Genomic DNA, 26,414 nt, shown 5'->3' with positions numbered 1-26,414 from the left:
GTAGATGTTGCAAGTAGATGTTGCAAGTAGAAAAGGGCAAACCGAATGACTTTACAAGACGCACGCGGTGTTCAAGACGAGCACATTTTTTACGATTACGCCAAAAATCCGCTGACTAAGGCAAAAGAGTCGCAGGTTATAAGCGGCAAAAATTGGCGAATTACGTTAATCACGGATTCGCTTGTGCGCCTTGAGTGGAGCGAAAACGGCGGATTTGTAGACGCGCCTACGCAAACAGTTGTAAGGCGAAACTTTGATGCTGGCACGCCTGTGTTCAGTGTAAAAAACTTGGAAAACGGCTGGATAGAAGTCGAAACCGAAAAACTGTTGATTTCGTACAACCAGCAGCCGTTTAGCAAAGAGGGCTTGAGCATTGTTGTGCACGGAGTGCCAGGCTCGCAATTTAACACATGGCATTACGGCGACGAATGCCACGGCAATCTGCTTGGCACGGCGCGAACGGTGGACGAGGCGGATGGGGCTGTAAAGCTTGGAACGGGCGTAATATCTCGCGACGGGTGGGCCGTGTTAGATGATTCGCGCTCGGCAAAAATCGCGTACGCGGCTGCTGTTGATGGAAAAGAAAACCCATACGGGGCATGGGTGGAACCGCGCGCAAAGGCAGATGGCAGTGGGCTTGAATCAACCCCTAAATCAACCTCTAAAGACCTATACTTCTTTGGCTACGGTCACAACTATATAGGCGCAATTTGCGACTTTTACAAGCTTACGGGCGCGCAGCCGCTTCTTCCGCGATTTGCGCTGAGCAACTGGTGGAGCAGGTACTACAGGTACAGTCAAGACGAATATTTGCAGCTAATGAGCCGCTTTAAGCGCGAAGGCATACCGTTCTCCACGGCCGTAATCGACATGGATTGGCACGTAACGGACGTGGACCCAAAGTACGGTTCGGGATGGACTGGCTACACGTGGAACCGCGATTTATTCCCAGATCATCGCGCGTTTTTGCGCCAACTTGCCAGCGACGGGCTTGCTGTAACGCTTAATTTGCATCCGCGAGACGGCGTGCGCGCGTTTGAAGAAGACTATGCGCAAGTTGCGCGCGATATGGGAATTGATCCAGCAAGCGGCAAGGCAGTTGAGTTTGACCTTACAAATCCGCGCTTTTTGCGCGCGTACCTAAACATGCATCGGCGCATGGAGAACGAGGGCGTTGGGTTCTGGTGGATTGATTGGCAGCAGGGCGGAGTCACGAAGCAGGCTGGGCTGGATCCGCTTTGGATGCTTAACCACGTGCATTACCAGGATTCGGGGCGCGGCGGCGCGTGGCCGCTCACGTTCTCGCGCTACGCGGGGCCTGGCTCGCATCGCTACCCAGTGGGATTTTCGGGAGATAGCGTAACAACGTGGGATTCGCTGGCCTTCCAAACTTACTTTACTTCTACGGCGTCTAACATTGGCTACGGCTGGTGGAGCCACGATATTGGCGGCCACATGCTTGGTGTGCGATGCGATGAGCTGGAGGCGCGCTGGTATGCGTTCGGCGCGTTTAGCCCGATTAATCGCCTTCACTCCAGCTGCTCGCCGTTTGCAGGCAAGGAGCCGTGGAACTTCCCGCGTGAAACTCGTGACGCGATGGTTAAAATGCTGCGACTTCGCGCGCAATTGCTGCCTTATTTATATACAATGAATTATCGCGCGGCGGTTGATGGCAGGCCAATCGTAGAGCCAATGTATTGGCAATCGCCAGAAACGCCTGCAGCATACGAGATGCCGAACGAGTACCGCTTTGGCAGCCAGCTTGTGGTTGCGCCAATCGTTAGCAAGGGGTGCGCGCAAGTTGAGCGCGGGTGCACTGCCGTTTGGCTTCCAGAAGGCGATTGGTACGATTTCTTTGACGGAAGGCGCTACGTTTCGCGCGGCGGTGCGGGGCGCAGGCTTGAGGTTTGGCGAGGAATCGACCGCGTGCCAGCGTTTGCGCGTGCTGGGGTCATTGTGCCAATGCAAGTTTTGCCGAGTGAGGCGTCTTGCGCAAGTAGCGAGCAGGCGGCGGCTGCGGTTAATAGCGTTGAAAATCCGCGATCTTTGCGCGTTCTTGCATTCCCAGGGGATTGCGGCGAATTTGTGATGCGCGAAGATAATGGCCGATTTGAAGACGCGTGCGCTGGGAAAACTGCCGATACGCGTATGGAGTTGATTTGGCGCGACGGCAACGCGTCTACGCAATTTGTGATTAACGCTGCAACGGGTTGCAATAGTGCCGTTTCTTCCCTGCCTTCCAAGCGCGATTGGAGCGTGGTGTTTAGAGGCGTGGCTTGCCCAGACTTTTCGCGCGTTCGCGTTTTTGTTGGGGAAAATCAGCTTGAATCTAAGGCTGTAGAAGTTTCATATGAAGGCGAAGAGGGCGACTTAAGTCTTACTGTTTCTGTGCGAAACGTGCCTGTTGGCGATTGCGTGCGCATAATTGTTGACGGCGGGCTGCAAATTGCTGCCGACCCTAAGGTTGGCGATTGCTACAGGTTGCTTTTACAAGCGCAAATGCCATACCGCGGCAAGGAGATTGCTTTTGATGCGATTCGCCAGGCTGATGGCAGCGCGAGTGCTATAAGTGAGCTTTGTGCGCTTGAATACACTAGCGAGAGCGAGTTTGAGCGACATCAGCAAAGCGTTGACTTGACTAACGCGCATGCGCCGCAGCACCCAGAGGTTGCTAAGTGGGCGCAATGGAAGTGCACGTTGCCTGACTCGGTTAAGCGTGCGCTTGAGGAGATTTTACTTCGCAGCGCGTTGTAAGCGCTCGAACGATATTTCCTACTTGTTGTTGCGCGAGGTTTGAGTATTTCTCTCCTCGCAAGTGACGCGCACTTTTACGGATAGTTTATGAACGTTAATATTCTAAGGTTTTAGGTTTTAGGATGGCGCTATTTATTGCTCGTAGAGAAATACATCAAACCTTCTGGATATCTAGAACTTTTGCGTGTTTTTCATCACCGAGATTCTCGATTTTTCTTGCTCTCTCGGCGAGTCACCACCTTTCGGCGCTGAGGCTCGCCTCTTTCGCGGCGAAAAATCTCGAATCTCTACCTCACTTGATGCAGTCAGCGCGAACGATATTTCCGCACTTTGTACCAAATTTGGCCTATCGCTCGCGCGTTACAGCGCGCTCGCGTCTTCGCCGCGCGTAAAGTCCACTGGGCTTTACGCTTGAGCGGCTCAGCGCTTTGAAGGAGCTTGAAATGCGTTATGCAATTTCAAGCTCAGTCAAAGCGCGTACAAAAAGCGGGAAAAATGTGATTTGTATCATATACAAATGTTTAGGAAATTAAGCTAAAAACGGCGCTTGGCGTGTTGAAATCGCCAGAAATATCTAAAAAATATTCCGCAAAAATCCTTGAAATAAAAGGCCTGGGGGGGGGGTATACATCCCTAAAAGCCATAAACATTTGTTGGTAGTCTTCAAAATTTTTTATTAAATGTTATAATGACTTATCAGAGGTTAGATACATCATTATAGATGTAACCTATGGGACTTTAAATTGTTATTGTTAAAATCTATAGCACTTTGGGCGCCAATGGTAGACGCGCAAAGCGGTATCAAATAAGTCGAATTAAACTCACAGAAAGAGGAGAACATGACCACAAAATCTGGTAAGCACACCAATAAGATTGCAAAGAATACATTGAGTTCCGCAGCCAACAATGGCGTTATAAAGGCTGTTGACATGCGAAAGGTGGCTGCTCTTTCTGCTGGAGCTGCTGGCGTAATTGCTGGCGCGGCGATTGCTTTTGGCGCAACTCCTGCAATGGCGGCGGAGACTACTTCTACGCCTGTTAAGACAAGTAATGCTGCAAATGAGCAGGATTTAACTGCTAATAAGAAGAATGCTGAAGGCGAGGCTAAGGACGCTAAGGACGAAGGCAAGGTCAAGGCTAAGGCTGAAGGTGAGGCTAAGGGCGCTGAGGACGCTAAGGCTGAGGGTGCTAAGAAGACTGAGACTTCTGATAAGGCCGATTCTAAGGCTAACAAGAATGAGACTGGGCTGGCTGGGGATGGTGCTGCAAACGGTAGTGCGAATGCAGCTGATGTTGTGGATCAGCAGGCTGAAGGTGGGAAAGCGCCTGCTGATTCTACTACTTCCAATGCAGAGAGCGATGCTTCTGCTGACACAAATGAGCAAGGTGCTGTGAACAAGGATAGCGGCTCGGCAAAGCGTCGCGGTAGGCGCTCGTTGCCTGGTGCTCAGCCAACCGATGAGGCTGCGACTGCTCAAGATCGCGAAGCGACGGGGCAGCAAGACCCAGGACCACAAGCTAACAGCGAGATAACGATTTCAAAAGACACAAAAGACACTCTCCCAAACATGTACGCATGGGGCAAGTCTGACAATGTGTATGTTGAAAGCGGACAAAACCAAGAAGTTAAATTTATTCTTAAGCCAGCCGATGGTGTCTCTGTTACCAAGGTTGCTATTTTCCCGAACGATAATATTGATATTAATAATAAGAATGCCAAAGGTTTTTCTGAATATAATTCGGGTGATGGTGAATGGCATCAGTCTTACTCTGGTGAGTACTCTCTTAAAACAAATGGCGACGGCTCTGTCACGCTTACTATGACTAAGCTTTATAGAAAAGGAAGCATTAATGGCGCACAAGGTTATGCTGCCAACCGCAGTATCTATGCGTATGGCGTGAAAGACGGGAAGGAAGTCTTGCTGTACAAGACGAATATTGCGCGTGCGGCAACGATTATTCCACCAAAAAAGACTGGCTCGATTGTTTTAAAGTACGATGAGCAGCTTACTGACGAACAAATTCGCGCAAGGCTTAAAGAGGCTCTTGGCGCTCCTACCGCGGCCAAGGATGGCAAGTCGGTGCGTGAGCAAATTAAAGACGCAAGCCAAGCTTTCGGCGTGGGCGTGCGCAAGGAAGAATCAAAGCCAGTTGTTAATACTACAGATGACCCTGATAAAAAGATTGTTATTACCGATAAGCAGGCGTATGACGTTAATCAGTTTAATAGCATTAATAAGGTAACGTCGCAGCAGGGTCAGCCAACAACGTATGTTACGGGCGTGAACAACTTCAAGACCTACTTGGTCTCCGACCTCGGCTACAAGTCCGAGCCGCTCGCCCTTACCGTTGCGCGCTACGATACGCGCATCGACAAGCCAGTTGTTGAAGACCCGAACAGCATCTCCGATGACGTAAAGAACGAAATCGCAAAGAAGCTGGCAAATCTTAACCACATTCCTCAAGACAAGATTGTCTTTAACGCTGACAGCACAGTCACCATCAACTTCGAAGGCGTGGACCCAAGCCTCGCCCCTACGATTAAGCTCAGCGACCTTGTGTTGAAGAAGTTTGAAGAAAAGGATGTTAAGGTTCCAACTGGCGATAAAGCAGTCTTTGTGGCTAACCCACTCGATTATTCGAAAGACGAGATTGCGCGCATTAAGAAGGCTATTTACGAAGCTAACAAGGGCAATGATAAGCTTGGCCTGACTGAAGCTGATTATGAGAACCAGATTTCGCTTGAATATCTTAAGGGCAATTTTACTAAGGCTGGTCATGCAAATCAGGGAATCTCTAATGGTCAGGCGGAAAATACAATTACCGTTAAAATCAAGACCGATAAGGCGGTTGCCGAGTTTACCTCTAATGTAAAGGAAAACAAGCTTACAAGGATTCCAAATATTCGTACGGATTACGATGTTTCGTGGACTAAAGACAAGATTGATGGCCGCAACTCCGACGAAGGTCTTTCCTGGAGCGAAGACAAGAAGACTATTATCTACCGCTACGACCCAACTGCGGCACAAGAGTTTGATACAAATAAGATTCTTAATTTGCTAACGGCTAAGCCAAAGGAAGACAAGTCTGGCTTGCCAACGCTTGCTGGTGGCGAAACTCTTGCTCATGAAGGCGATAAAGACAACCCGCAGAAGTCGCATGTAGGCTACGTGCTTAAAGATGGACAGCCTACAACTGAGTTGTCGCTCGGCAATATGGACGGCGCTTACTGGAAATATAGTCGTAAGGTTGATAATTCTGGCGAAAAACTAGGTGATAATTTATCAGAAGCTGGTTCGTATTCTTGGGATGAAGACGCTAAGCCGGTAAAAGTTGCTGCTAAAGGAAACAAGGTATATAAAGCGCGCCTGTTTGTTTTGCCGTATGGAATGACGATGTACAGAAACATTTACATCGAAAGTGGCAAAAACCCTTGGAACACAGCAAAGGCGATTAACGTTATTTTTGTGCCGCAGACGAATCATAAGACGAGCGATTTGCAGACGTCGATTGAGGGTCACAAGACCACTAAGATTGACAACACAGACGTTCCTACCGAGGCTAAGTACTACAACGCGTCTAAGGATAAGAAAGATGCGTACGATAAGGCGTTGCAAGATGCAAAGACCTTGTATGATCAAGTTAAAAACACCGACGAGTCGAAGCTTACCGAGGATCAGAAGGCACAAATCGATAACGCAACGATTAAGCTGAATAAGGCTCGCGCCGAACTTGATGGTGATAATACTGACAAGACAAAGCTTGAGCAGTCGATTAATGATCACGGCAAGGCTCAAGAAGGTCAAACTGCTGCGTCTGGTACGCAAGCAACGAATCAGTTTAAGAACGTGAGCGATCCTGACTTCAAGAAGGCCGACGGTTCTGATGACACCGAAAGAAATGAAGCAGCTAAGAAAGCCAAGACAGCTTACGATGAAGCGCTTGCTGAAGCTGAAAAAGTAAAAGCGGACGACAACGCTACTCAAAAAGCCGTTGACGAAGCCAAGGCAAAGCTGGACGATGCTCGCAAGAAGCTTAACGATTTCACCACTAACAAGGATGAGTTGAATAATGCCATCGCTCAGCATGGCAAGGTAAACACGGGCGATGCTGATAAGACTGGTGACGAAAAACTCAAGACCGCTGACCCAACCTACCAAAACTCGAAGAAGGAAGAGCGCGAAGCCTACGATAACGCTGTAAAGAAGGCAAAAGAACTTGCCAAGGAACCAAACGCTTCCCAGAGGGAAGTGAACGAGGCTATCAAGAAACTTAAGGAAGCCAAGGAAGCGCTCGACAAGAACGCAACCGACAAGTCTCCTCTTGATGCTGCTGTGCAAAAGAGCTTCGATAATCCGAATCCAGATGATGAGTCGCAGCAAAGCGTGTTCTACAAGAACGCCAAGAATAAGACTAATGATCCTGCTGCTCAGCAAGCTGTTAAGAATTACGACGACGCTTTAAAGAAAGCCAAGGATGTTCTTGATGACAAAAAAGCCACCAAGAAAGACGTTGAGGACGCAAAGAAGGCGCTTGAAGACGCTGAAGCAGCACTTCATGCTGATACCTATCAAACAAATCCAACTGATCTTGCGCAGGCACTTGTGGACAACTTCAGCGGTTATTTGATGCCAGCGTACTTCAATGCGTTTGATTTGGCACAAAGCAAAGATCCTGCCGATGCTGAGAATGCTAAACAAGCTGCTAAGGACTTTAAAGCCTACAATGACGCTTACCACGATGCAAAAAAATTGATGGATGAATTAAAGAAGTCAGGGAGCACCGTAGATCAGAAAAAGGTTGACGCGGCTAAGGATAAGCTTATTGAAGCCCGTAAGGCAATCGATAAGTACGCAACCGATACCAGCAAGATTTCGGCGGCGCTGCTTCACAGCTTAGCCATTACTAATAGCCCGGCGTATAAAAACGCGTCCGCTGGTGCTGCAGGTTCTGACGAAGCGAAGGCAGCGAAAGCATACGACGATGCACTTAAGGAGTTGCAAAAGGCCTTCAATGATCAAATGGATAAGGACAAGGGTGACGACGATATCGAAATCCCAGAGTCTGTTATTCCAGATAAAGACATTGACATGACCAACGCAGATGCGCTTAAGAAGTTGCAGCAGCATGCTAAGGGTCAGCCTTTGAATAGGGATGTAAAAAATCTCCTTGCAAAGCTTAATGATGCTGTTAAAGGTCTGGATAAGTTTAAGACTAATACCGACGACTTGATTAAGTCGATTAATGAGGACGACAACACCAAGCAGACTCCTGCGTATAAGAATGCTTCGTTGCGTGTGTTCCAAAAAGCCGATAGCGCTGATCCAGACGCTGGCAAGAACGAACAGGCAAAGCAAGCGGTTGACAAGTATGGCGAAATGCTTAACAAAGCAAAAGAGTTGCTCGTAAAAGTTGATGCAACGCAAGAAGAGGTGGACAAAGCTAAAAAAGACCTTGACGACGCTCGCAAAGCACTGTTAGGCGATCCGAAAGATCAAGCGCATGTTCCTGGCTTTAACACCGACACCTCCAAGCTCCAAAAGAGCGTTGGCAAGCACGGTAAAGAGAAGCAGGGTGAGACTGCGGCTACCGAAGGTACTGTTACCTCCGACGCATATCGCAACGCCTCTGATCCTCACTTCTTGAAGGATGATGGCCAGCCTGATGACACCAGGAACAATGCTGCCAAGAAAGCTAAGGTCGATTACGACAAGGCGTTGGCCGAGGCTCAGGAGTTGATCAATAAAGCAGATCCTAAGAGCAAGACGCCTTTGGATGCGCAGCCAACTCAGCAAGAAGTTAACGACGCTTTGAAGAAGCTTGACGATGCTCGTACCGCGCTTGATGCCTACAAGACTAATACGTATGCATTGAGCGAAGAAGCAGCTAAGTCTACTGCGGACGGAGCGCAAACTGTCGGTGAAAGCGACTTTGAGAACACGCCAGAGTTCAAGAACGCTGACGCTAAGAAGGGTGAAGGCAACAAGGACAATGACGACGTCGATGCTTATAGGAAGGCTCTCAAGGCTGCACGTGATTTACTTGCCAAGAAGGATTCGACTACACTCAGCGAACGTCCAACGCAGCAGCAGGTTGACGAGGCGCTTGCTGCCTTGAAGAAGGCTAAGCAAACTATTACCGACACCTACAAGACCGATGTATCTTTGCTTAAGGATGCAAAGGACTTTGCGAATGGCGGCTTTAAGCAGACTCCTGAGTATACGAATGCTGTGGCGCTTAAGAATGACAGTTCTGATACGCAGAAGCAATCCAAGGCTAAAGAGGATGTTGAAGCTCTCGATGAGAACACTGATAATGGTGCTTTGAAGAAGGCCAAGGACATCATTGATAATCCAACTGGTAAAACTCAGAAGGAAGTTGATGAAGCGCTTAAGACTTTGCAAGACGCCATGAACAAAGTTACCGACAACTACAAGACCGACGTAAAGCCTCTTCAAAACGAAGTTGGCGATAAGAATGACAAGGGCCAGGATGTAACACCTCCGTTCGAAGCGACGGTTGAGTACAAGAATGCGCTTGCGAAGAAGGATGCTGGTGACACTGATGCAACCTCAAAGCTGGAAGCTTACAACGAAAAGCTTAAGGCTGCGCAGGAACTTATCAACAAGGTCAAGAATCCTGATCCAAACGCTGAAGCTGACTCAAAGCCAACCAATGCTGATGTTAAGCAAGCTCTTGATGAGTTGAAGGCTGCCAAGGATGCAATCACCAATGGTTTCAAGACCAACGCAGCTGACCTTAAGAAGGAAGCTGATGATAAGGATGAGCACGGAACGGCTCATAATCCTGCTTTTGAGAGCAGCCCAGAGTATAAGAACGCACTTGCCAAGAAGGGTAATAGCGACAAGGACATTGAGGATGTGCAAACGTACAAAGATGCTCTAAAGAAAGCTAACGACCTTCTTAGTAAGTTCGATGAGAACGGTAATCCAAAGTCTGGTGAAAAGGACATCCCATCTCAGCAAGAAGTTGATGAGGCTCAAAAGGCTCTTAAGGAAATCAAGGAAAAGATCCTTGCTAACTACAAGACCAATCCAACCGAGCTGAACGAAGAAGTCAAGCAGTCTAAGGACGGCGACGACGACCCGCGCGATACCGTGTTCGAGAACACTCCTGCGTTCAAGAATGCGACTGCTAAGGGTGATGAAGATGCTAAGAAGGATCTTAAGGACTACAACGACAAGCTCACAGCAGCCAGGAATCTTCTTAAGGCCTTCGATCTTGTTAATGGTGGTGTACAAAATCCTCTTCCAGCAGGCACTAAGGTTCCAACCCAGCAGGAACTCGACAAGGCTCTAAAGGAGCTCCAAGAAGCCAAGTCGAAGATCGAAAAAGATTATGCGACTCAGAAGGGCGATTTGTCTACTGAGGCTGGTGCTGACGACACCTTCAGGAAGACTCCAGAATTCCAGAACGCTGCAGGAAGCGAAGAAGCCAAAGAGTACGCGAATGCGCTTGCCGAGGCAAATTCTGTGCTTGGCGACGAGAACGCTACACAGGCCGATGTTGACGCGGCTTTGAAGAGGCTCCAGGATGCCAAGGCAGCCCTTAGAAGAAACCATGGAACCGACAAGTCTGATTTGCGTAATGAGGCAGATAATGACCCTACATTCCGCGATTCAATCCCGTTCTTGATTGCAAACAGTGCGGATATTGCTGAGTACAACAAGGCGCTGCAGGAAGCGAATGAGGTGCTTAAGGATCCAAATGCAACGCAGGCCCAGGTTGATGCGGCTCTTAGAAAGTTGCAGGCTATAAAGCGTCGTATTCTTGATGCATTTGGCTCGTTTGGCAACGGCGGTAGCGGTTATGTTGGCACTGGTTTTGGTGTTGGCGCTGCTGCGGTTGATAAGTCCATGCTGATTGTGGAGGTAAATGGCGCACTTGCGGATATTGCTAATGGCGTGAATGCTAATGCTTCTGCGGATGCTGCGAACGCTGCTGCCGTGATTAGCGAGTTTAATGCTGCGTTGCAGAATGCGCGTGCTGTTCTTGCCAATCCAAATGCAACTCAGGCGCAGGTTGACGCAGCTTTGAATAGGCTTCGTGCGGCTCGTGCTGCTCTTGCGGCGCTGAATGCGGCGGATGCAGATAGGGGCGGTTCTTCTCGCGGTAGTTTGAGCGTTCAGACTGGCGTTGATTCTGCAACGCTAAGCGCGTTCGCCGCTATGTTTGTGGGGCTGGCAGGACTCGGAGTGTCTGCTAAGCGCCGTAAGCACGCTAGTAAGTAGCTTGGCTGCGATGCGCTGCGATGCGCGCCTGCACTGATGTCTGTTAGCTTATAACTGATATCGCACAAAATGGCTTGCGCTCCGACCTGCCTTTTCGCTTAAAGCGTAGTGCGAAAAGGCAATTCGGAGCGCTGAGCTTGCTCAAGGTTGAAAGCACTGTGTGCTTTCAACGCAAGCGAAGACGTTCGCGCGCTTAGACCGCGCAAGCGATTTGACGGGTTTTGTACCAAATTTGGCCTAAATCACGTACAAAAAGCGGAGTTGTTTTCCCGATTTTGTAGTTGATTTTGCTGTTTTGAGCAACATTTTCGGGAAAATCTTCCCGATTTTGTAGCTCGACACACCGTGAATCAGCTACAAACGCAGTACAAGGCAGGTCGTCGCGCAAGTTAGGTAGAGATTCGAGATTTTTCGCCGCGAAAGAGGTGAGCCTCAGCGCCGAAGGTGGTGACTCGCCGAGAGAGCAAGAAAAATCGAGAATCTCAGGCGACTAGCGATACGCAATTGTTCAAGCATGCAAGAGGGCTGGGTGATTCTTGGTCGAACAGTATAAGAGCGGCAGCCGATACCAAATAATCCAATGACTCACCCTACAAACAAACTTAAGCAAAAAACAAAATCAAAGCCAAATCGGAACAACCGCAACACAAGACAACACGTAATAGGCGGAGCGTTGTGAGACAAGAATTAGCCAGCCCTCCTACAACGTTAAATAGGAAGCCGCGCAACACCAAGTAAGGAATTGCGCAACTCTAAATATAAAGGCGCGCTCGCTGCGCAAAGTTGAGTGGGGGAGTGTTAAGTTTTTGCGAAACGCGCGCAAAAATGCTTGACTTTAATAACTTGAGTGTGTTAGACTCAAGTTTTGTAAAAAGAAAAAGCGGCTAGTCGCAAGGCTGGCTGCCAAGAATTTGAGTACATAGATTAAAAGGTACATAGATAAGATAGCTAGGAGATATTATGGGACGCGCAGTAGGTATTGATTTAGGAACAACGAACTCCTGCATTGCAACGCTTGAAGGCGGCAGCCCAACAGTTATTGTTAACGCAGAAGGTGCGCGTACAACACCGTCCGTGGTGGCTTTCAGCAAGTCGGGAGAAATCTTGGTTGGCGAAGTTGCTAAGCGTCAGGCTGTTACTAACGTTGACCGCACGATTAGCTCCGTAAAGCGCCATATGGGTACGGATTGGTCCGTTGAGATTGATGGCAAGAAGTGGACTCCACAAGAGATTTCTGCTCAGGTTTTGATGAAGTTGAAGCGAGATGCAGAAGCCTACCTTGGTGAGCCAGTAACCGATGCTGTTATTACATGCCCAGCATACTTCAACGATGCTCAGCGTCAGGCAACTAAGGATGCAGGTAAGATTGCAGGCTTGAACGTGCTGCGTATTATTAACGAACCAACTGCTGCTGCATTGGCTTATGGCCTTGAAAAAGGCAAGGAAGACGAGCGCATTTTGGTGTTCGACTTGGGTGGCGGTACTTTCGATGTGTCGCTTCTTGAGATTGGTAAGGATGACGACGGCTTCTCCACAATCCAGGTGCAGGCCACTAATGGCGATAACCACTTGGGTGGCGATGACTGGGATCAGAAGATTATTGACTGGCTTGTTAGCGAAGTCAAGAACAAGTATGGCGTTGATTTGAGCAAAGATAAGATTGCTTTGCAGCGCTTGAAGGAAGCTGCTGAGCAGGCAAAGAAGGAGCTTAGCTCTTCTACATCCGCCTCAATTTCGATGCAATACTTGGCTATGACTGCAGACGGAACTCCAGTGCATTTGGATGAGACATTGACTCGCGCTCACTTTGAGGAGATGACTTCCGACTTGCTTGGTCGCTGCCGTACGCCATTTAACAACGTGCTTTCCGACGCTGGCATCTCCGTAAGCCAGATTGATCACGTGGTGCTTGTTGGTGGTTCTACTCGTATGCCAGCCGTCAAGGAGCTTGTAAAGGAGCTTACGGGCGGTAAGGAAGCGAACCAGTCCGTGAATCCAGATGAGGTTGTGGCTGTTGGTGCAGCTGTGCAATCGGGTGTTATTAAGGGAGACCGCAAAGACGTTCTGCTTATTGACGTAACTCCACTTTCTTTGGGAATTGAAACCAAGGGTGGAATTATGACGAAGCTTATTGAGCGTAATACCGCAATCCCTACTAAGCGATCCGAAGTGTTCTCTACTGCAGAAGACAATCAGCCATCCGTGTTGATTCAGGTTTACCAGGGCGAACGCGAGTTTGCGCGCGACAACAAGCCTCTTGGTACTTTTGAGTTGACGGGTATTGCTCCAGCTCCTCGTGGCGTTCCACAAATCGAAGTGACTTTCGACATTGACGCTAACGGCATTGTGCATGTTTCTGCTAAAGATAAGGGCACGGGCAAGGAACAGTCCATGACGATTACTGGCGGATCTGGCTTGCCAAAGGACGAGATTGACCGCATGGTTAAAGAGGCGGAAGCTCACGAAGCGGAAGATAAGAAGCGCAAGGAAGAAGCGGATACTCGTAACCAGGCAGAATCCTTTGCTTACCAGACTGAAAAGCTTGTTAACGACAATAAGGATAAGCTTTCCGACGAAATCTCCAAGGAAGTTACCGAAAAGGTGAATGCTTTGAAGGAAGCTTTGAAGGGTGACGACATTGAGAAGATTAAGAGTGCGCAAAGCGAGCTTATGACGTCTGCTCAAAAGATTGGTCAGCAGCTTTATGCTCAGCAGGGTGCGGCTGGTGCTGCAGGTGCTGCTGGTGCTGGTGCTGCATCTGATGCAAATGCAGGTGCCTCTAAAGATGACGACGTGGTTGACGCCGAAGTGGTGGACGACGACAAGGACGATAAGGACAACAAGTAATGTCCGAGTTTAACGCCAACGACTACTTGAGCGGTTTGGAAGACGTGCCGTCGGATTCTGGCGATTCGGCTGCTGGCGATTCGCGTGCGGCGGATAGCGCTGCGGCAGATGGTGTTGCAGCGCATGAGGAAACTCATGAGGCAAAGCACGAAGCAAAGCATGCGGCTGCTAACACAGACGCAGCTGCGGAAGAATCGCAAGCAACCGACGACGAATCCAACGCGCGTAAATCTAAAGAGAATGACAATTCTGCAAACAAGCAAAGCAGCGAAGAAGACGATTCCTTAACGCCTCTTGGCAAAGCCAAAAAAGAGGCGGCGGACTATTTGGAAGCGTTGCAACGCGAGCGAGCAGAGTTCATCAACTTTAGAAACCGCGCCGCCAAAGAGCAAGACAGATTTAGGCAGCATGGAATAACAGACGTGCTTACGGCTTTATTGCCAGCTTTAGACGACATTGATAGGATTCGCGAACACGGCGCAATGGACGATTCGTTCAAGGCCGTGGCCGCAAAATTAGATAAGGCGTTTGAAAAGTTTGGCGTAGAAAAGTTTGGCGAAAAGGGCGAAGACTTTGACCCGACTAAGCACGATGCGATTCTACACAAGCCAGATGCAAATGCTACTAAGGAAACGGTTGATGTTGTTGTGGAGTCGGGCTACAGGATTGGCGATCGCGTTATACGCGCGGCAAGAGTTGTAGTGGCGTCTCCAAGCAATGAGTAGTAGCGTGCGCAGTGTAAAACAGTGTGAAACAACGCGTGAAACATCGCTAGTGTTAGTGCTTGTTTAGCTTGTCTAGCTCGCGCACTGCATCAAACGTCTACTTGCGAGTCCCATGCCTACTCGTGTTGGTGGTTTAGATTCTAAGCTGCCAGCGCGGGTAGGTTATTTAGATATAGGTTATTTAGATAAATGCCAGTGGCTCAAGAAAAAGGAGCTTAAATGGCTGAGAATGAATGGCTAGCCAAAGATTTTTACAAGGTTCTCGGCGTCTCCAAAGATGCTGACGAAGACACGATTACAAAAGCGTACAGAAAACTCGCTAGAAAATATCATCCAGACTTAAACAAAACTAAAGAAGCAGAAGAAAAATTTAAAGATGTATCTGAAGCGTACGATGTTTTGAAAGATAAGCAGATGCGTGCGCGCTACGATGCGATTCGTCAATTTGGCGCAGGCGGAGCAAGATTCGCTGGCGGCTCTGGAGCAGGCGGATTCGACGCAAGCGGATTCAGCGACATTTTCTCATCAATGTTTGGCGGGTCGCCGATGGGCGGCGGCTCACGCGTGCGATTCTCCACGGGCGGAGCTGGGCCAGACATGGGCAACATATTCTCCATGTTTACGGGCGGCGCGGGCGCGCAGTCGCAAGCAGGATTTGGCGGCGCAGACTACGGGCAGTACGGGCAGTATGCTCAATCTGGCCAGTACGCTCAATCTGCTCAATCTGCTCCGCAAAACTCGCCTGAACGCGGCGAAGACATTACAACGTCTATAAAACTAACGTTTAAGCAAGCGTTTAAAGGTGCTACAGTTTCGCTTCGATCGGGCGGAGAGTCGTTTAAAACGCATATTCCTGCAGGCGTAAAAGACGGGCAAAAAATCCGCCTAAAGTCAAAGGGAAAGCCAGGAAAGTTTGGCGGCGCTTCTGGAGACATGTATTTGCAAGTGCAAGTGGAAAAGTCGGAGCAATTCTCGATTGAAGGCTGCGACTTAGTGGCCACTTTGCCGCTGACTTTAAGCGAAGCTGTGCACGGAGCAAAAGTCACGCTTAAAAACGTAGATGGCGAGCCAGTTGTGTTTAAGGTGCCGTCTGGAACTTCGGGCGGCAGCAGAATACGCGTAGAAGGCGAAGGCGTGCCAGGCAAAGACGGCGCGTTTGTTGGAATTGTGCAAATTCGCGTTCCAAAAAAGTCAACAATGGCGGTAAAGCGCGCTGCAAAAGAGTTTGATAAGGCGTGCGGCGCAGATTACGAGCAAGAAGTTAAGGATTTGCGGGCATAGCAACAAATCGCTTAGCGGTTGCGTTTGCGTGTAGAAAGGAAAATCATGGCTAGGTTGGATCGCCAAATTAGGGCGCTGTATGAGATGTGTGCAGTGGCGCTAGTGCGTGGAAATGCAACGCTTGACGGCGCGGACGAAGTGGGCTTTAAAATCGACATGCCGATTTTTACCGTGAGTCACGTAGCCAACCTAACCGACACGCATCCGCAAACGCTTAGGCAATACGATAGATTGCACCTGATTATGCCGCAGCGTACAGAAGGCGGAGCCAGAAGATACTCGCTTAGAGACATAGATAGGCTTGTGCAAACGCAAAAACTGAGCCAAGAAAACGGCGTGAATCTTGCTGGAATTATGCGGATTTTGGAGCTTCAAGAAGAAAATCGCCAACTTAAAAGGCAAGTGAGGCGCCTGGTTGACGAGGCGGCGAGTGCGGAGCGAAACATTTTTGCAGCGAGTGCAGATGGGAACATTGTGGAGGTTCAGCGATCGCAGCGTGCAAAGGATTGGCGCCGAGATATTCGCGTGCCTCAGCGCGAGTTGCCGTCGTCTTATGCGAGAGGCAATAATGGCGATTCGCAATATAATGATTATGCAAGCAATGATTTAGAAGACGATAGGTCGATTGTTTTGTGGCGTGCGTTTGGGCTGTAGCGCCTACTCCAACATTAGTTTAGATTTTTCTAAATACTAGTCAAATGTTTAAATAGACTGTGGATATGTGGATAATCACAAATGCAAACGCGCAAATAAGTGCATAAGTGAATAAGTTAAGTAGCGCTTAAGCGCGTAGGTGTATAAGTGTATAAGAATATAAGGGGATTAATGGCAACGAGCGCAACCGAGGAAAATGCATTGGCAGAGTTAACAGCACAAAAATCGGCAATTGAGATGGCGGCTGCGGAAAATCGCAAGCTGGCTGCAGTGTTTTGGGATATGGACGGCACGCTAATCGACTCCGAGCCGTATTGGCACGAATCCGAGATTAAAATCGCAAAAGAACACGGCGGCGAGTGGAGCGAAGACCTTGCGTGGCAGTACTCGGGCGGGTCGCTAAAAGATGTTGCCGAAGCCATGATTGCGCGCGGAACAAAGATGGGCGTTGAAGAGATTGGCAACGCGATGGTGGACTACGTTGCCGAGCGCGAAAGCGCGGAAGTTCCATGGGTGCCAGACGTTTTAGATCTTTTGCAAAAGCTTGCCGACGCAGAAATCCCTTCGATTTTAGTGAGCAATTCGCCAAGGCGACTTGTTGAAAACATTGTGAATCATGCGCCTAAAGGTGCGTTTGCTGGCTTTATTTGCGGCGATGACGGATACCCTACAAAGCCAAGCCCCGAGCCGTATTTGGCTGCAGGTAGGTTGCTTGGCATTAGTGCGCAAAACATGAAGTATTGCATTGCGATTGAGGATTCGTTTGCGGGGCTAAAGTCGGCTGCGGCTTCGGGAGCGACCACTCTTGCACAAAGAGCGTACTCGAACTTAGATGTTAGCGGCGGACCGCAGTTTGCGGACTTAAACGGCTACAAAGACCTTACGCCGCAAGCGCTTGAGCGCTACATCATTGATCGCCTTGCGCAGTAGCGCGCGACATTTCCTATTTGGTGTGTAGGAGGGCTGGCTAATTCTTGTCTCACAACGCTCCGCCTATTACGTGTGGTTTGTTGTTGCGGTTGTTCCGATTTGGCTTTGATTTTGTTTTTTGGATTGAAGTTTGTTTGTAGGGTGAGTCATTGGATTATTTGGTATCGGCTGCCGCTCTTATACTGTTCGACCAAGAATCACCCAGCCCTCTTGCATGCTTGAACCTTTGCGTATCGCTAGTCGCCTGAGATTCTCGATTTTTCTTGCTACTTCAGCGAATCACCATCAAAGATGCTGAGGTTCGCTTCATCCGCTGCGAAAAATCTCGAATCTCTACCTCACTTGATGCAGTCAGCGCGAGCGATTTTCCCGAGAATGTTGTTCAAAATGGCAAAATTAGCTACAAAATCGGGAGATTTTTCCCGAAAATGTAGCTCTAAACGGCGTGTTGAACAACAAACTCGGGAAAATACAGATTAATCGCCGCCAGCTCCAGCAGTATTTTGGCCGCTTGTGCCGCTTGTGCCGTAGCCTCCGCTCCAGCTGCCCGCGCCGCCAGACCCATCGCCAGCACTGCCGCTGCTAGTAGTGCCACTGCCAGCCGATCTGTTCTCGTTATTCGTGCCGCCATCGCCAGAACCATTCAATCCATTGGCGCCATTCGCACGATCTTCACTACTAGAACCATCTTCCTTATTAGCGCCATTTGCGCCACTTGATTCGCTTTCGCCATCTTCGTCGTCCGCAGCCTCGTGCTTGCTTCCGCCAAGCCCCCAAGTTCCATCTTCGCCGCCAATTTTGCCATTATCTTTAGCTTCTGGGAACTTTTCCGCAGCCGTTCCAGCCAGCGCCGCACGCATGTATCTTGTAAACAAATGCGCCGAATACCCAATTCCACCAGGGTACCCGCGGAAAGTTGGCACAGGCAAAGGATTTCCTTGCGCATCTGGATTCCAAATAGCAAACACAGTCACAACACTCGGCGTAAATCCAACAAAACTACACGCCGAAGCATCGTTAGCGGTTCCCGACTTTCCAGCAATCGGCTTTCCAACGCCCCTAACCTCTGGCGAAGTACCGTATTGCACAACGCCTTGCATGGCCTTAATAGCAAGCGCCATGTCTGCAGCCGCAAACACCTGTTTTCCAGCGGTCGGCGCCCTATAAAACTCTTTGCCATCTGGGTTCTTAACGCTAGAAACAATGTGCAAATCTGGCCTGCGCCCCTGGTTTGCAATCGTGGAATACGCGCGCGCAATCTCACTAATATGCACAGGGTCGTTTCCAAGAACAGTAAACGGATTCTTGCCGTTAATGCGCTGCGCATTTAACCCAGCCATAACAGCCGTATTTGCCACGCCTTTTTGCCCCAGCTTTTCTTGCAAAGCCATAAATGGCGTGTTTACAGAGTTTGCTGTTGCTTTATAAAGGTTGATTATTCCCCAATTTGTGTTTGCAAAGTTGTTTACTGGCTTGTCAATTCCCTTAAACTTTAGCCCAGTATTGCCATTAAACAGCGTGTTTAGATTTGTGCCAGCCTGAATCGCCCCAATAAGCGCAAATGGCTTCATGGTACTTCCAGGCTCGTAAAGCGCTTGAGTGGCGTTATTTAGTGGCTTAGAAAGGTAGTCGTCGCCCGCGTAAACCGATATAATCGACCCGTCCTTAGGATTTACGCTCATTGCGCCCGTCTGCACTCCCTGCGGCGTAACTCCGCGCGCGCCAGCAGTCGGGCTTGCCACGCTAAACATAAGGTCTTGCTTAGCTTTGTCGATTGTTGTAATAATGCGGTATCCGCCCGTGTCTAGGTCTTCTTTTGTAAACGCGCCGCCGCTTGTAAGCTCGCTGCGAACCATCTGCAAAAGGTATCCTTGCGGCCCCGCGTACACGTTTTGCTTGGTTTGATTAATGGTCTGCGGCATTTTTGCGTTTTTGTATTCTTCGCTTGTAATGTACTTGTCTTCACGCATAATTCGCAGAACGCGCTTGAATCGAATATTCGCCTCTTTAGGCATGATTGCAGGATCCCAGCTGCTTGGCGCAGGAATTATTCCAGCCAGCATTGCCGCTTGAGATAGCGTAAGATCCTTCGCTTCCACACCAAAATACGCTTTTGCTGCCGCCTGAATTCCGTACGCTCCGCGACCCAGATAAATCGTGTTCATGTAATTGCACAGCACGGTGTTTTTGTCTTGCGTTTGCGCAATTTTTAGCGCAAGAATGGCCTCGTGCAGTTTGCCTAAATACGTTTTTGTTTCGCCAAGATAGTAGCGTTCCGCGTATTGTTGCGTAATCGTAGAGCCGCCCCATCTGCCTTTAGACGTTACGTTGTGGATTATTGCGCGCCCAATTCCCTTAAGATCGATGCCGCCGTCTTTGTAGAATGACCTGTTTTCGCTTGCGATTATTGCGTTTCCAACATATGGCTTTAGCACAGAGCAGTTTATGATTTCGCGATTTTGCTCTGCAAAGCTGCCGATTTCCGTTTTTCCGTCCGCGTAGTAAACCTTGGTTTTATCCGCCATTGCGATTTTGTCTGGCTGCGGAATGTCTGTTGTTACGTACATCCACGCAACCGTTAGAATTCCAAGGATTATTGGTGTAAAAACTACGATTAGCGCCCAAAAAATAATCGGGTGTTTTGTTCTAAAGTTTTTTGGGATTCTTCTGTGGCTTCTGCGATTGTATGGTCGCCTTGCGCTTCCGCCGTTTCTTCCGCCGTTTCTTCCGCCATTTCTTCCGCCTGCCCTGTTGCCTGCGCCATTGCCTGCTCTGTTGCCTGCCTCATTGCCAGCGGCATTGCCTGCGCCCGCGCTTCTTATAGTGCGTCTTGTGCTAGAAGAGTGCGAATTTCGTCCATAACTATTTGCAACCATACAATCCAAGTTAGCGCTTGGCGAGGAATTTTAATCATATGCAACGAGGAATTTTAATCATGCATAATATCATGTGTAATATTTGTAAAAGCTAGTATTATAAAAGTGTATTAGTGCGGCGTTGGTGTGTGCCGCTAATTTTTGCTAAGGAGTTTATATGAGTATCCGCGTTGCCATTGCCGGTGTTGGCAATTGTGCTTCGTCGTTAGTTCAGGGCGTTGAATATTACAAAAATGCCAATGATGGCGATAAAATTCCAGGATTAATGCATGCTGTTTTTGGGCAATATCGCGTGCGAGACATTGAGTTTGTAGCTGCTTTTGACGTTGACGCTTTAAAAGTTGGCCACGACTTAAGCGAGGCGATTTATGCTTCTCAAAACAACACGATTCGCTTTGCAGACGTGCCTAATCTTGGAGTTACAGTGCAGCGCGGCCCTACCTACGACGGCTTGGGCGATTACTACAAGCAGATGATTGAGGAGTCTAAAGAAGAGCCTGTAAATGTTGCCGCGGTTTTGCGCGATTTGCATGTAGACGTGCTTGTTTCTTACTTGCCAGTGGGCTCCGAGCAGGCAGACAAGGCGTATGCTACGGCTGCTATGGAAGCTGGATGCGCGTTTGTAAATTGCCTTCCTGTTTTTATTGCTTCCGACCCAGTTTGGGCGCAAAAATTCCGCGATGCAGGCGTGCCGATTATTGGCGACGATATTAAAAGCCAGGTTGGCGCCACGATTACACACCGCGTTATGGCGCGACTTTTTGAAGATAGAGGAGTGCGTTTAGACCGCACTTACCAGCTTAATGTTGGCGGAAACATGGACTTTATGAACATGTTGCAGCGCTCTAGGCTTGAGTCGAAGAAGATTTCTAAGACGCGCGCGGTTACTTCGATTGTTCCGCACGATATGGATGACCACAACGTGCACATTGGCCCTTCGGATTATGTTGCTTGGCTTGACGACCGCAAGTTTGCGTTTGTGCGCTTGGAGGGCACCACTTTTGGCGATGTTCCGCTTAGCTTGGAGTACAAGCTTGAGGTGTGGGATTCGCCTAATTCCGCAGGCATTGTTATAGACGCTGTGCGCGCGGCGAAGATTGCGATGGATCGCAAGCTTTCGGGGCCGATTTTGGCTCCTAGCTCTTACTTTATGAAGTCGCCAGCTGTTCAGCATGAAGATAGCGAGGCGCGCGAACTTGTTGAGCGCTATATTGCTGGAGATGTTGAGGCAGATGAGTCGCAGCTTAATGCAGATGTTGAGGATGCAAAGAAGAGCGGCAAAAGCGTGTGGCGCGCTTAGCGATGCGCCTAGCGATGCGCCTAATGGTGCGGTTGCTTGAGATTTGATTTCGGCATTCGCTTGGCTTTTCATCGGTTGCTTGCGACTTGCGCTCGGCTTGCGCTCGACTTTTATCCATAATCGTGTAATATAGGTAGAGCCTCCGCGTGGCACTACGTCACCCAATCCCCCCAGGGCAGGAATGCAGCAAGGGTAAGTGGCCTCTGGTGGGTGCGCGGGGGTTTTCTGTATTTTTGTTAATATCTTTGTAAATTCTTCCCGACTTTGTTCCCAAAATTGGCCAAAAAGAAACAAACGCGGGCAAAAAGAAACAAACGCGGGCAAGTGTTCTTGCTTTTGTTCCCAAAATTGGTCGAAATGGGAACAAACGCGGGCAAAAAGAAACAAACGCGGGCAAAAAGAAACAAACACGGGCAAGTGTTCCCGACTTTGTTCCCAAAATTGGCCAAAACGTAAACAAACGCGGGGGAAAAGAAACAAACGCGGGAAAATCGCTCGCGCGCTGCGCTCTAAGCGAAAAGGTATGTCGGAGCGAGTGGAGTGTTGTTTGATAAAATATTGCGTATGGGTCAATTTGAAGGCAGCCAGATTAGCGGCGATAGTCAGCTAACTCAAAACTCTAATAGCAGCGAAGCTAATCAAGATATTTCTAAGCTCGATCCATTGATGAATCGCCCTAGAATATCTACAATCGTGCTATGCGCCGTATGCGCGGTTCTTTTTGCAGCATCTGCTGCGGCAGTGTGGTTTTTAGCTGTACGAACTTCGTTAGGTCAGTCGTACGAAGAAATGGTGATTAGCACTTTTGGCTATAGCGCCATTCCATCAACACTTGCTGCGATTTTAGCGCCGCTTAGAAACTCCATAATCGTTATAGTTTTGAGCGTGCTAATATGCGTTGCTGCGCTAATAGTTGTGATTATAAGAAAACGCTGGTGGTTGCTTGCCCAATGCGCTGCAATACTTGCTTTATCGCTTGCAGCAGAGCCACTAAAGCGCGTCCTTCCGCGACCAATGCTGGTAAACGTTGCCACTCTTGCAAAGAACTCTGCGCCTTCGGGGCACACTCTTTTAATGGCGGCCGCTTGCGCGATTCTTATTTGCGCTGTTAGCCGAGCGTTTAGAGCGTGGGTTGCAGCTGGAGCCGCGTTAATAACATTTTTGCTGGCTGTGGCTCTTATGGGAGGCCGTTGGCATAGGCCTGCAGACGTTGTAATGTCGGTGCTAATGGTGGGAGCAATCGCTTGCGCTGCAATGGCTTTTACGCGCGGATCTGCAATGGATTTACCTGGTCGTAGAAGGTCTTCTATAAGCGTGCAAATTGTTGGAACTGCAATGATTACAATGGGCATTATTGGCATCGTGTATTTTGCGTACATGTTTTATCAGATTTTGCCAGGTGTTGAATTGGGCGCAAAATGGGCGATTGGCGTTTCGCACGTTTTAACATATTGGGCAGTTGCGGGAGTGTGCGGCCTAACGTTCGGCGTTTTGATGGTTCTTAAACACTGCACGGCCGCGCCTTTGAGCAGACTCGGGTTAGTTGGCGCGCCGCCTACGCCGCCAGCAAAAAGCGATGCGCAAAGTCAGCCTGATGAAAGTGATTTGTTAAAAATGCTATCGTCTAATTAAATAAAAAAAAATAAGTAAAATTGAATAAAAAATCATTAAAGTGGTATATATAGGAGTATATGCTGATATTTCGCAAAATTTGATTTATTGGGAATGATGCGTAAATTGCGTTAGAGTAGGTTGCGTTAGAGTAGGTTGCATAAAGCAAGTTGCGTTAGAGTTGGCGCAGGTAGTGAGCGCGAAATATGCAGTGCATTTAGTGTTTAGTGCATGCGAGTGCATGTGAGTGCAGATACGAAAGGAGAGAGTATGACAGAGCAGAACAAGCTTGTCATTGTGGAGTCTCCCACTAAAGCGCGTAAAATAGGCGGATATCTTGGAAGCGGATACACGGTTATGGCGTCCGTTGGCCACATTCGCGATTTAGCACAGCCAAGTCAGGTGCCAGCCGCTAAAAAGGCGGAATTTGGCAAGTTTGGCGTAGACGTAAACAATGGTTTTGAGCCGTACTACATTGTTGGGGCCGATAAAAAGAAAACCGTTTCCGACTTAAAAGCCGCGCTGGCAAAGTCGGGCGAGTTGTTCCTTGCAACTGATGAGGACCGCGAAGGAGAGGCGATTGCGTGGCATCTTGTGCAGGCGCTTAAGCCAAAAGTGCCAGTAAAGCGCATGGTGTTTCACGAGATTACAAAGCCTGCGATTCAGGCTTCGCTTGCTAACACGAGAGACGTTGACGATCACATGGTTGATGCGCAAGAAACGCGCCGCGTGTTGGATAGATTGTACGGCTACGAGCTTTCGCCAGTTTTGTGGCGCAAGGTGGGGCCGGGTCTTTCCGCTGGACGAGTGCAATCTGTTGCAACGCGTTTGATTGTTGAGCGCGAGCGCGAGAGAATGGCGTTTAGAAAAGCGAGCTATTGGGATGTTTGCGCGGATTTGAGCGCAAACGGCGTAGATTTTCAGGCGCGAATGACGGCTCTAAACGGAGCGCGTTTGGCGGGTTCTAAAGATTTTAACTCTCTTGGCGAGCTTCAAAAAGCCAAGGGCGAATCTGCTTTAGCGCACTATTTAAACGAGGCGGACGCTTGCGCGATTGCGCAAAATCTTGGCGCGGCCGATTTTGTTGTAAACTCAATGGATACTAAGCCGTATCGCCGCCGCCCATTGCCTCCGTTTACAACGTCTACTCTTCAGCAAACCGCTGGAAATCGCTTGTCTATGAGTTCTCGCCAAACTATGCGCGCGGCTCAATCTTTGTATGAAAACGGTTATATAACATACATGCGTACGGATTCTGTAACGCTTTCTAAAGAGGCGATTTTTGCGGCTCGAGATTGTGTTAAGTCTAATTTTGGAGACGAGTATTTAGCGGATTCTCCAAAACAGTACGCTACGACTTCTGCAGGCGCTCAAGAGGCGCACGAGTGTATTCGTCCTGCTGGGTCTGCGTTTAAAAATCCTGCGGATTTGGCGGGCGCGCTGCCTGCCGATCAGCTTAAGCTTTACACGCTTATTTGGCAGCGCACGCTTGCGTCTCAAATGGCGGACGCCACTGGTTTTACAGCTACAGTTAAGCTAGACGCTTTAGCTGGCAGCTTTGGAACGGCTAATTTCCAGGCTTCTGGAACCGTTATTGAGTTTGCTGGATTTATGAAGGTGTTTGGCGGATTTAGCGAAGACGAGCAGTCTAAGGCTTTGCCGCCTATGGCTAATGGCGATGTTCTTAAAGCTTTGCAAGTTAGCGCGGATGGCCACGAGACTCAGCCGCCAGCACGCTACACGGAAGCGTCTTTAGTTAAAACGTTGGAAGCTAAGGAGATTGGTAGGCCGTCTACTTACGCTAGCATTATTTCCACGATTATTGATCGCGGATACGTGTATGAGCGTGGGCGTGCGTTAATCCCAAGCTGGCTTGCTTTTGCGGTTATTAAGCTTTTGGAATCTAATTTCCCAACTTATGTTGACTACGCGTTTACAGCAGACATGGAAAATGGCCTGGATCGCATTGCGCATGGTGAGGAAGCTGGTAAAGATTGGCTTTACAAGTTTTACTTTGGAGATGACGGGGCGGTTGCTAGCGATTCTGCGTCCGCGGCTGCTAGCGATTTTTCCGCGCACAAAGGCTTGCAAAAGCAGGTTGATCAGCTTGGCGAGATTGACGCGCGAGAGATTAACACGATTGATATTGGCGGCGGATTGCATGTTCGCGTAGGCAGATACGGCCCGTATTTGGAAGATACTAAGAATCTAGACGAAGAGGGTAATGCGCGCAGAGCTTCGATTCCAAGTACTTTGGCTCCAGACGAGCTTACCGAGCAGGTTGCGAGAGATTTGATTGAAAACAACTCCGAAGGCCCGCGCGTTTTGGGAACGGATCCGCAAACTGGCGGAAGTGTAGAAGTTAGAAACGGGCGTTTTGGTGCGTATGTTGCGCTTGTTGAGGCTTCGAGTGAGGCTTCGGGTGAGGGTGAATCGCAAGTAGCCAGCGATTCCGCTAAAGCTGGCGCAAAGTCTTCTGCAAAATCTAAGAAGTCTGCCCAAAATAAGCCAAAAATGGCGTCTTTGTTTAAAACAATGGATCCTGCAACAATAACTTTGCAAGAGGCTTTGCAACTTTTGAGTTTGCCTCGATTGGTTGGCGTTGTAGAAGAAGTTGACGAGCAGGGCGAGGTTAAGCGTGCAAAGATTGAGGCGAATAATGGGCGATACGGACCTTATTTGACTAAGACTTACGAGCGCGTGGCGGCTGGCGAAACGGCTGCGGATTCTAAGCCAGACAATCGTTCGCTTGCAAGCGAAGACGCGATTTTTAGTGTGACTTTAGACGAAGCCAAGGAGCTGTTTGCGCAGCCAAAGTATGCAAAGCGCACGCGTGGAGCTGCAAAACCGCCACTTAGGGAGCTTGGAGAAGACCCAGAAAGCGGCAAGCCAGTGGTGATTAAAGACGGCTTCTACGGCGCTTATATTACGGATGGCGTTACGAATCGCACGCTGCCAAAGCAATATACGCCTGAGTCGATTGAGCCACAAGTTGCGTTTGAGCTTTTGGCGCAAAAGCGCGCGGCAGGGCCTGTAAAGCGCAAGAGAGCTGCTGCAAAGAAGACGACTACAAAGAAGCCTGCTGCTAAGAAAACTGCGACTAAAAAGAGCGCTGCAAAAAAGCCTGCTGCAAAAAAGAGCACAGCAAAAAAGTCCACGTCTAAAGCCGAGTAAACCTGGTAGA

Annotated in this window: 11 protein-coding genes and 1 other RNA gene; 11 read left to right on the top strand and 1 reads right to left on the bottom strand. The window is 49.1% G+C overall.

Features of this window, described 5'->3' with window-relative positions:
- Positions 1 to 45: 45 nt before the first annotated feature.
- The 7 genes from ACZ0NX_RS05610 (at position 46) to ACZ0NX_RS05580 (ending at position 17,443) form a co-directional block, all read left to right on the top strand.
- Entirely contained in the window at positions 46 to 2,754 is a 2,709-nt protein-coding gene (locus tag ACZ0NX_RS05610) for a glycoside hydrolase family 31 protein (RefSeq protein ID WP_464406030.1), read from the top strand.
- Positions 2,755 to 3,593: 839 nt separating this feature from the next.
- Positions 3,594 to 11,006 (top strand): peptidase, encoded by a 7,413-nt coding sequence (locus ACZ0NX_RS05605; protein WP_464406029.1) that lies wholly within the window; start codon positions 3,594 to 3,596, stop codon positions 11,004 to 11,006.
- A 960-nt stretch (positions 11,007 to 11,966) separates the two neighbouring features.
- Positions 11,967 to 13,853 carry a molecular chaperone DnaK gene (gene dnaK / locus ACZ0NX_RS05600; protein WP_464406028.1) on the top strand — a complete coding sequence of 629 codons (1,887 nt, stop codon included), beginning with the start codon at positions 11,967 to 11,969 and terminating at the stop codon, positions 13,851 to 13,853.
- Positions 13,853 to 14,578: a nucleotide exchange factor GrpE gene (gene grpE / locus ACZ0NX_RS05595; protein WP_464406026.1), complete on the top strand. Its 726-nt coding sequence runs from the start codon at positions 13,853 to 13,855 to the stop codon at positions 14,576 to 14,578. The genes dnaK and grpE overlap by 1 nt, the downstream gene beginning before the upstream one ends.
- A gap of 219 nt (positions 14,579 to 14,797) precedes the next feature.
- A complete protein-coding gene (locus ACZ0NX_RS05590; RefSeq protein WP_464406024.1) occupies positions 14,798 to 15,859 on the top strand; it encodes a DnaJ C-terminal domain-containing protein in 1,062 nt (353 codons plus the stop codon).
- Positions 15,860 to 15,904: 45 nt separating this feature from the next.
- Positions 15,905 to 16,513 carry a heat shock protein transcriptional repressor HspR gene (locus ACZ0NX_RS05585; protein ID WP_060786873.1) on the top strand — a complete coding sequence of 203 codons (609 nt, stop codon included), beginning with the start codon at positions 15,905 to 15,907 and terminating at the stop codon, positions 16,511 to 16,513.
- 237 nt (positions 16,514 to 16,750) lie between these two features.
- Positions 16,751 to 17,443 (top strand): HAD family hydrolase, encoded by a 693-nt coding sequence (locus ACZ0NX_RS05580; protein WP_464406072.1) that lies wholly within the window; start codon positions 16,751 to 16,753, stop codon positions 17,441 to 17,443.
- Positions 17,444 to 17,919: 476 nt separating this feature from the next.
- Here ACZ0NX_RS05580 and ACZ0NX_RS05575 read toward each other — a convergent pair whose 3' ends face one another.
- A complete protein-coding gene (locus ACZ0NX_RS05575; protein ID WP_464406021.1) occupies positions 17,920 to 20,319 on the bottom strand; it encodes a transglycosylase domain-containing protein in 2,400 nt (799 codons plus the stop codon).
- 157 nt (positions 20,320 to 20,476) lie between these two features.
- On the opposite strand from ACZ0NX_RS05575, the gene ACZ0NX_RS05570 reads away from it, so the two are divergent.
- From ACZ0NX_RS05570 to topA, 4 genes are all read left to right on the top strand, one after another.
- Positions 20,477 to 21,619 carry an inositol-3-phosphate synthase gene (locus ACZ0NX_RS05570; protein ID WP_464406020.1) on the top strand — a complete coding sequence of 381 codons (1,143 nt, stop codon included), beginning with the start codon at positions 20,477 to 20,479 and terminating at the stop codon, positions 21,617 to 21,619.
- A 133-nt stretch (positions 21,620 to 21,752) separates the two neighbouring features.
- An RNA gene (gene ffs / locus ACZ0NX_RS05565) (signal recognition particle sRNA small type) lies at positions 21,753 to 21,849 on the top strand.
- A 325-nt stretch (positions 21,850 to 22,174) separates the two neighbouring features.
- Entirely contained in the window at positions 22,175 to 23,251 is a 1,077-nt protein-coding gene (locus ACZ0NX_RS05560) for a phosphatase PAP2 family protein (protein WP_464406070.1), read from the top strand.
- A 249-nt stretch (positions 23,252 to 23,500) separates the two neighbouring features.
- The gene (gene topA, locus ACZ0NX_RS05555; RefSeq protein WP_464406018.1) at positions 23,501 to 26,404 is read left to right on the top strand and encodes a type I DNA topoisomerase; all 2,904 of its coding nucleotides are present in this window, start codon (positions 23,501 to 23,503) and stop codon (positions 26,402 to 26,404) included.
- Positions 26,405 to 26,414: the final 10 nt, after the last annotated feature.

Source organism: Gardnerella rara, assembly GCF_055452355.1.
The sequence above is the reverse complement of the archived record's forward strand: the minus strand, read 5'-3'. Positions and strand labels throughout refer to the sequence as shown.

What these genes read in the sequence shown, in the direction of transcription:
- ACZ0NX_RS05610 (WP_464406030.1), top strand. Translation starts at nt 46, where the DNA reads ATGACTTTACAAGACGCACGCGGTGTTCAAGACGAGCACATTTTTTAC.
- ACZ0NX_RS05605 (WP_464406029.1), top strand. Translation starts at nt 3,594, where the DNA reads ATGACCACAAAATCTGGTAAGCACACCAATAAGATTGCAAAGAATACA.
- dnaK (WP_464406028.1), top strand. Translation starts at nt 11,967, where the DNA reads ATGGGACGCGCAGTAGGTATTGATTTAGGAACAACGAACTCCTGCATT.
- grpE (WP_464406026.1), top strand. Translation starts at nt 13,853, where the DNA reads ATGTCCGAGTTTAACGCCAACGACTACTTGAGCGGTTTGGAAGACGTG.
- ACZ0NX_RS05590 (WP_464406024.1), top strand. Translation starts at nt 14,798, where the DNA reads ATGGCTGAGAATGAATGGCTAGCCAAAGATTTTTACAAGGTTCTCGGC.
- ACZ0NX_RS05585 (WP_060786873.1), top strand. Translation starts at nt 15,905, where the DNA reads ATGGCTAGGTTGGATCGCCAAATTAGGGCGCTGTATGAGATGTGTGCA.
- ACZ0NX_RS05580 (WP_464406072.1), top strand. Translation starts at nt 16,751, where the DNA reads ATGGCGGCTGCGGAAAATCGCAAGCTGGCTGCAGTGTTTTGGGATATG.
- ACZ0NX_RS05575 (WP_464406021.1), bottom strand. Translation starts at nt 20,319, where the DNA reads ATGGTTGCAAATAGTTATGGACGAAATTCGCACTCTTCTAGCACAAGA.
- ACZ0NX_RS05570 (WP_464406020.1), top strand. Translation starts at nt 20,477, where the DNA reads ATGAGTATCCGCGTTGCCATTGCCGGTGTTGGCAATTGTGCTTCGTCG.
- topA (WP_464406018.1), top strand. Translation starts at nt 23,501, where the DNA reads ATGACAGAGCAGAACAAGCTTGTCATTGTGGAGTCTCCCACTAAAGCG.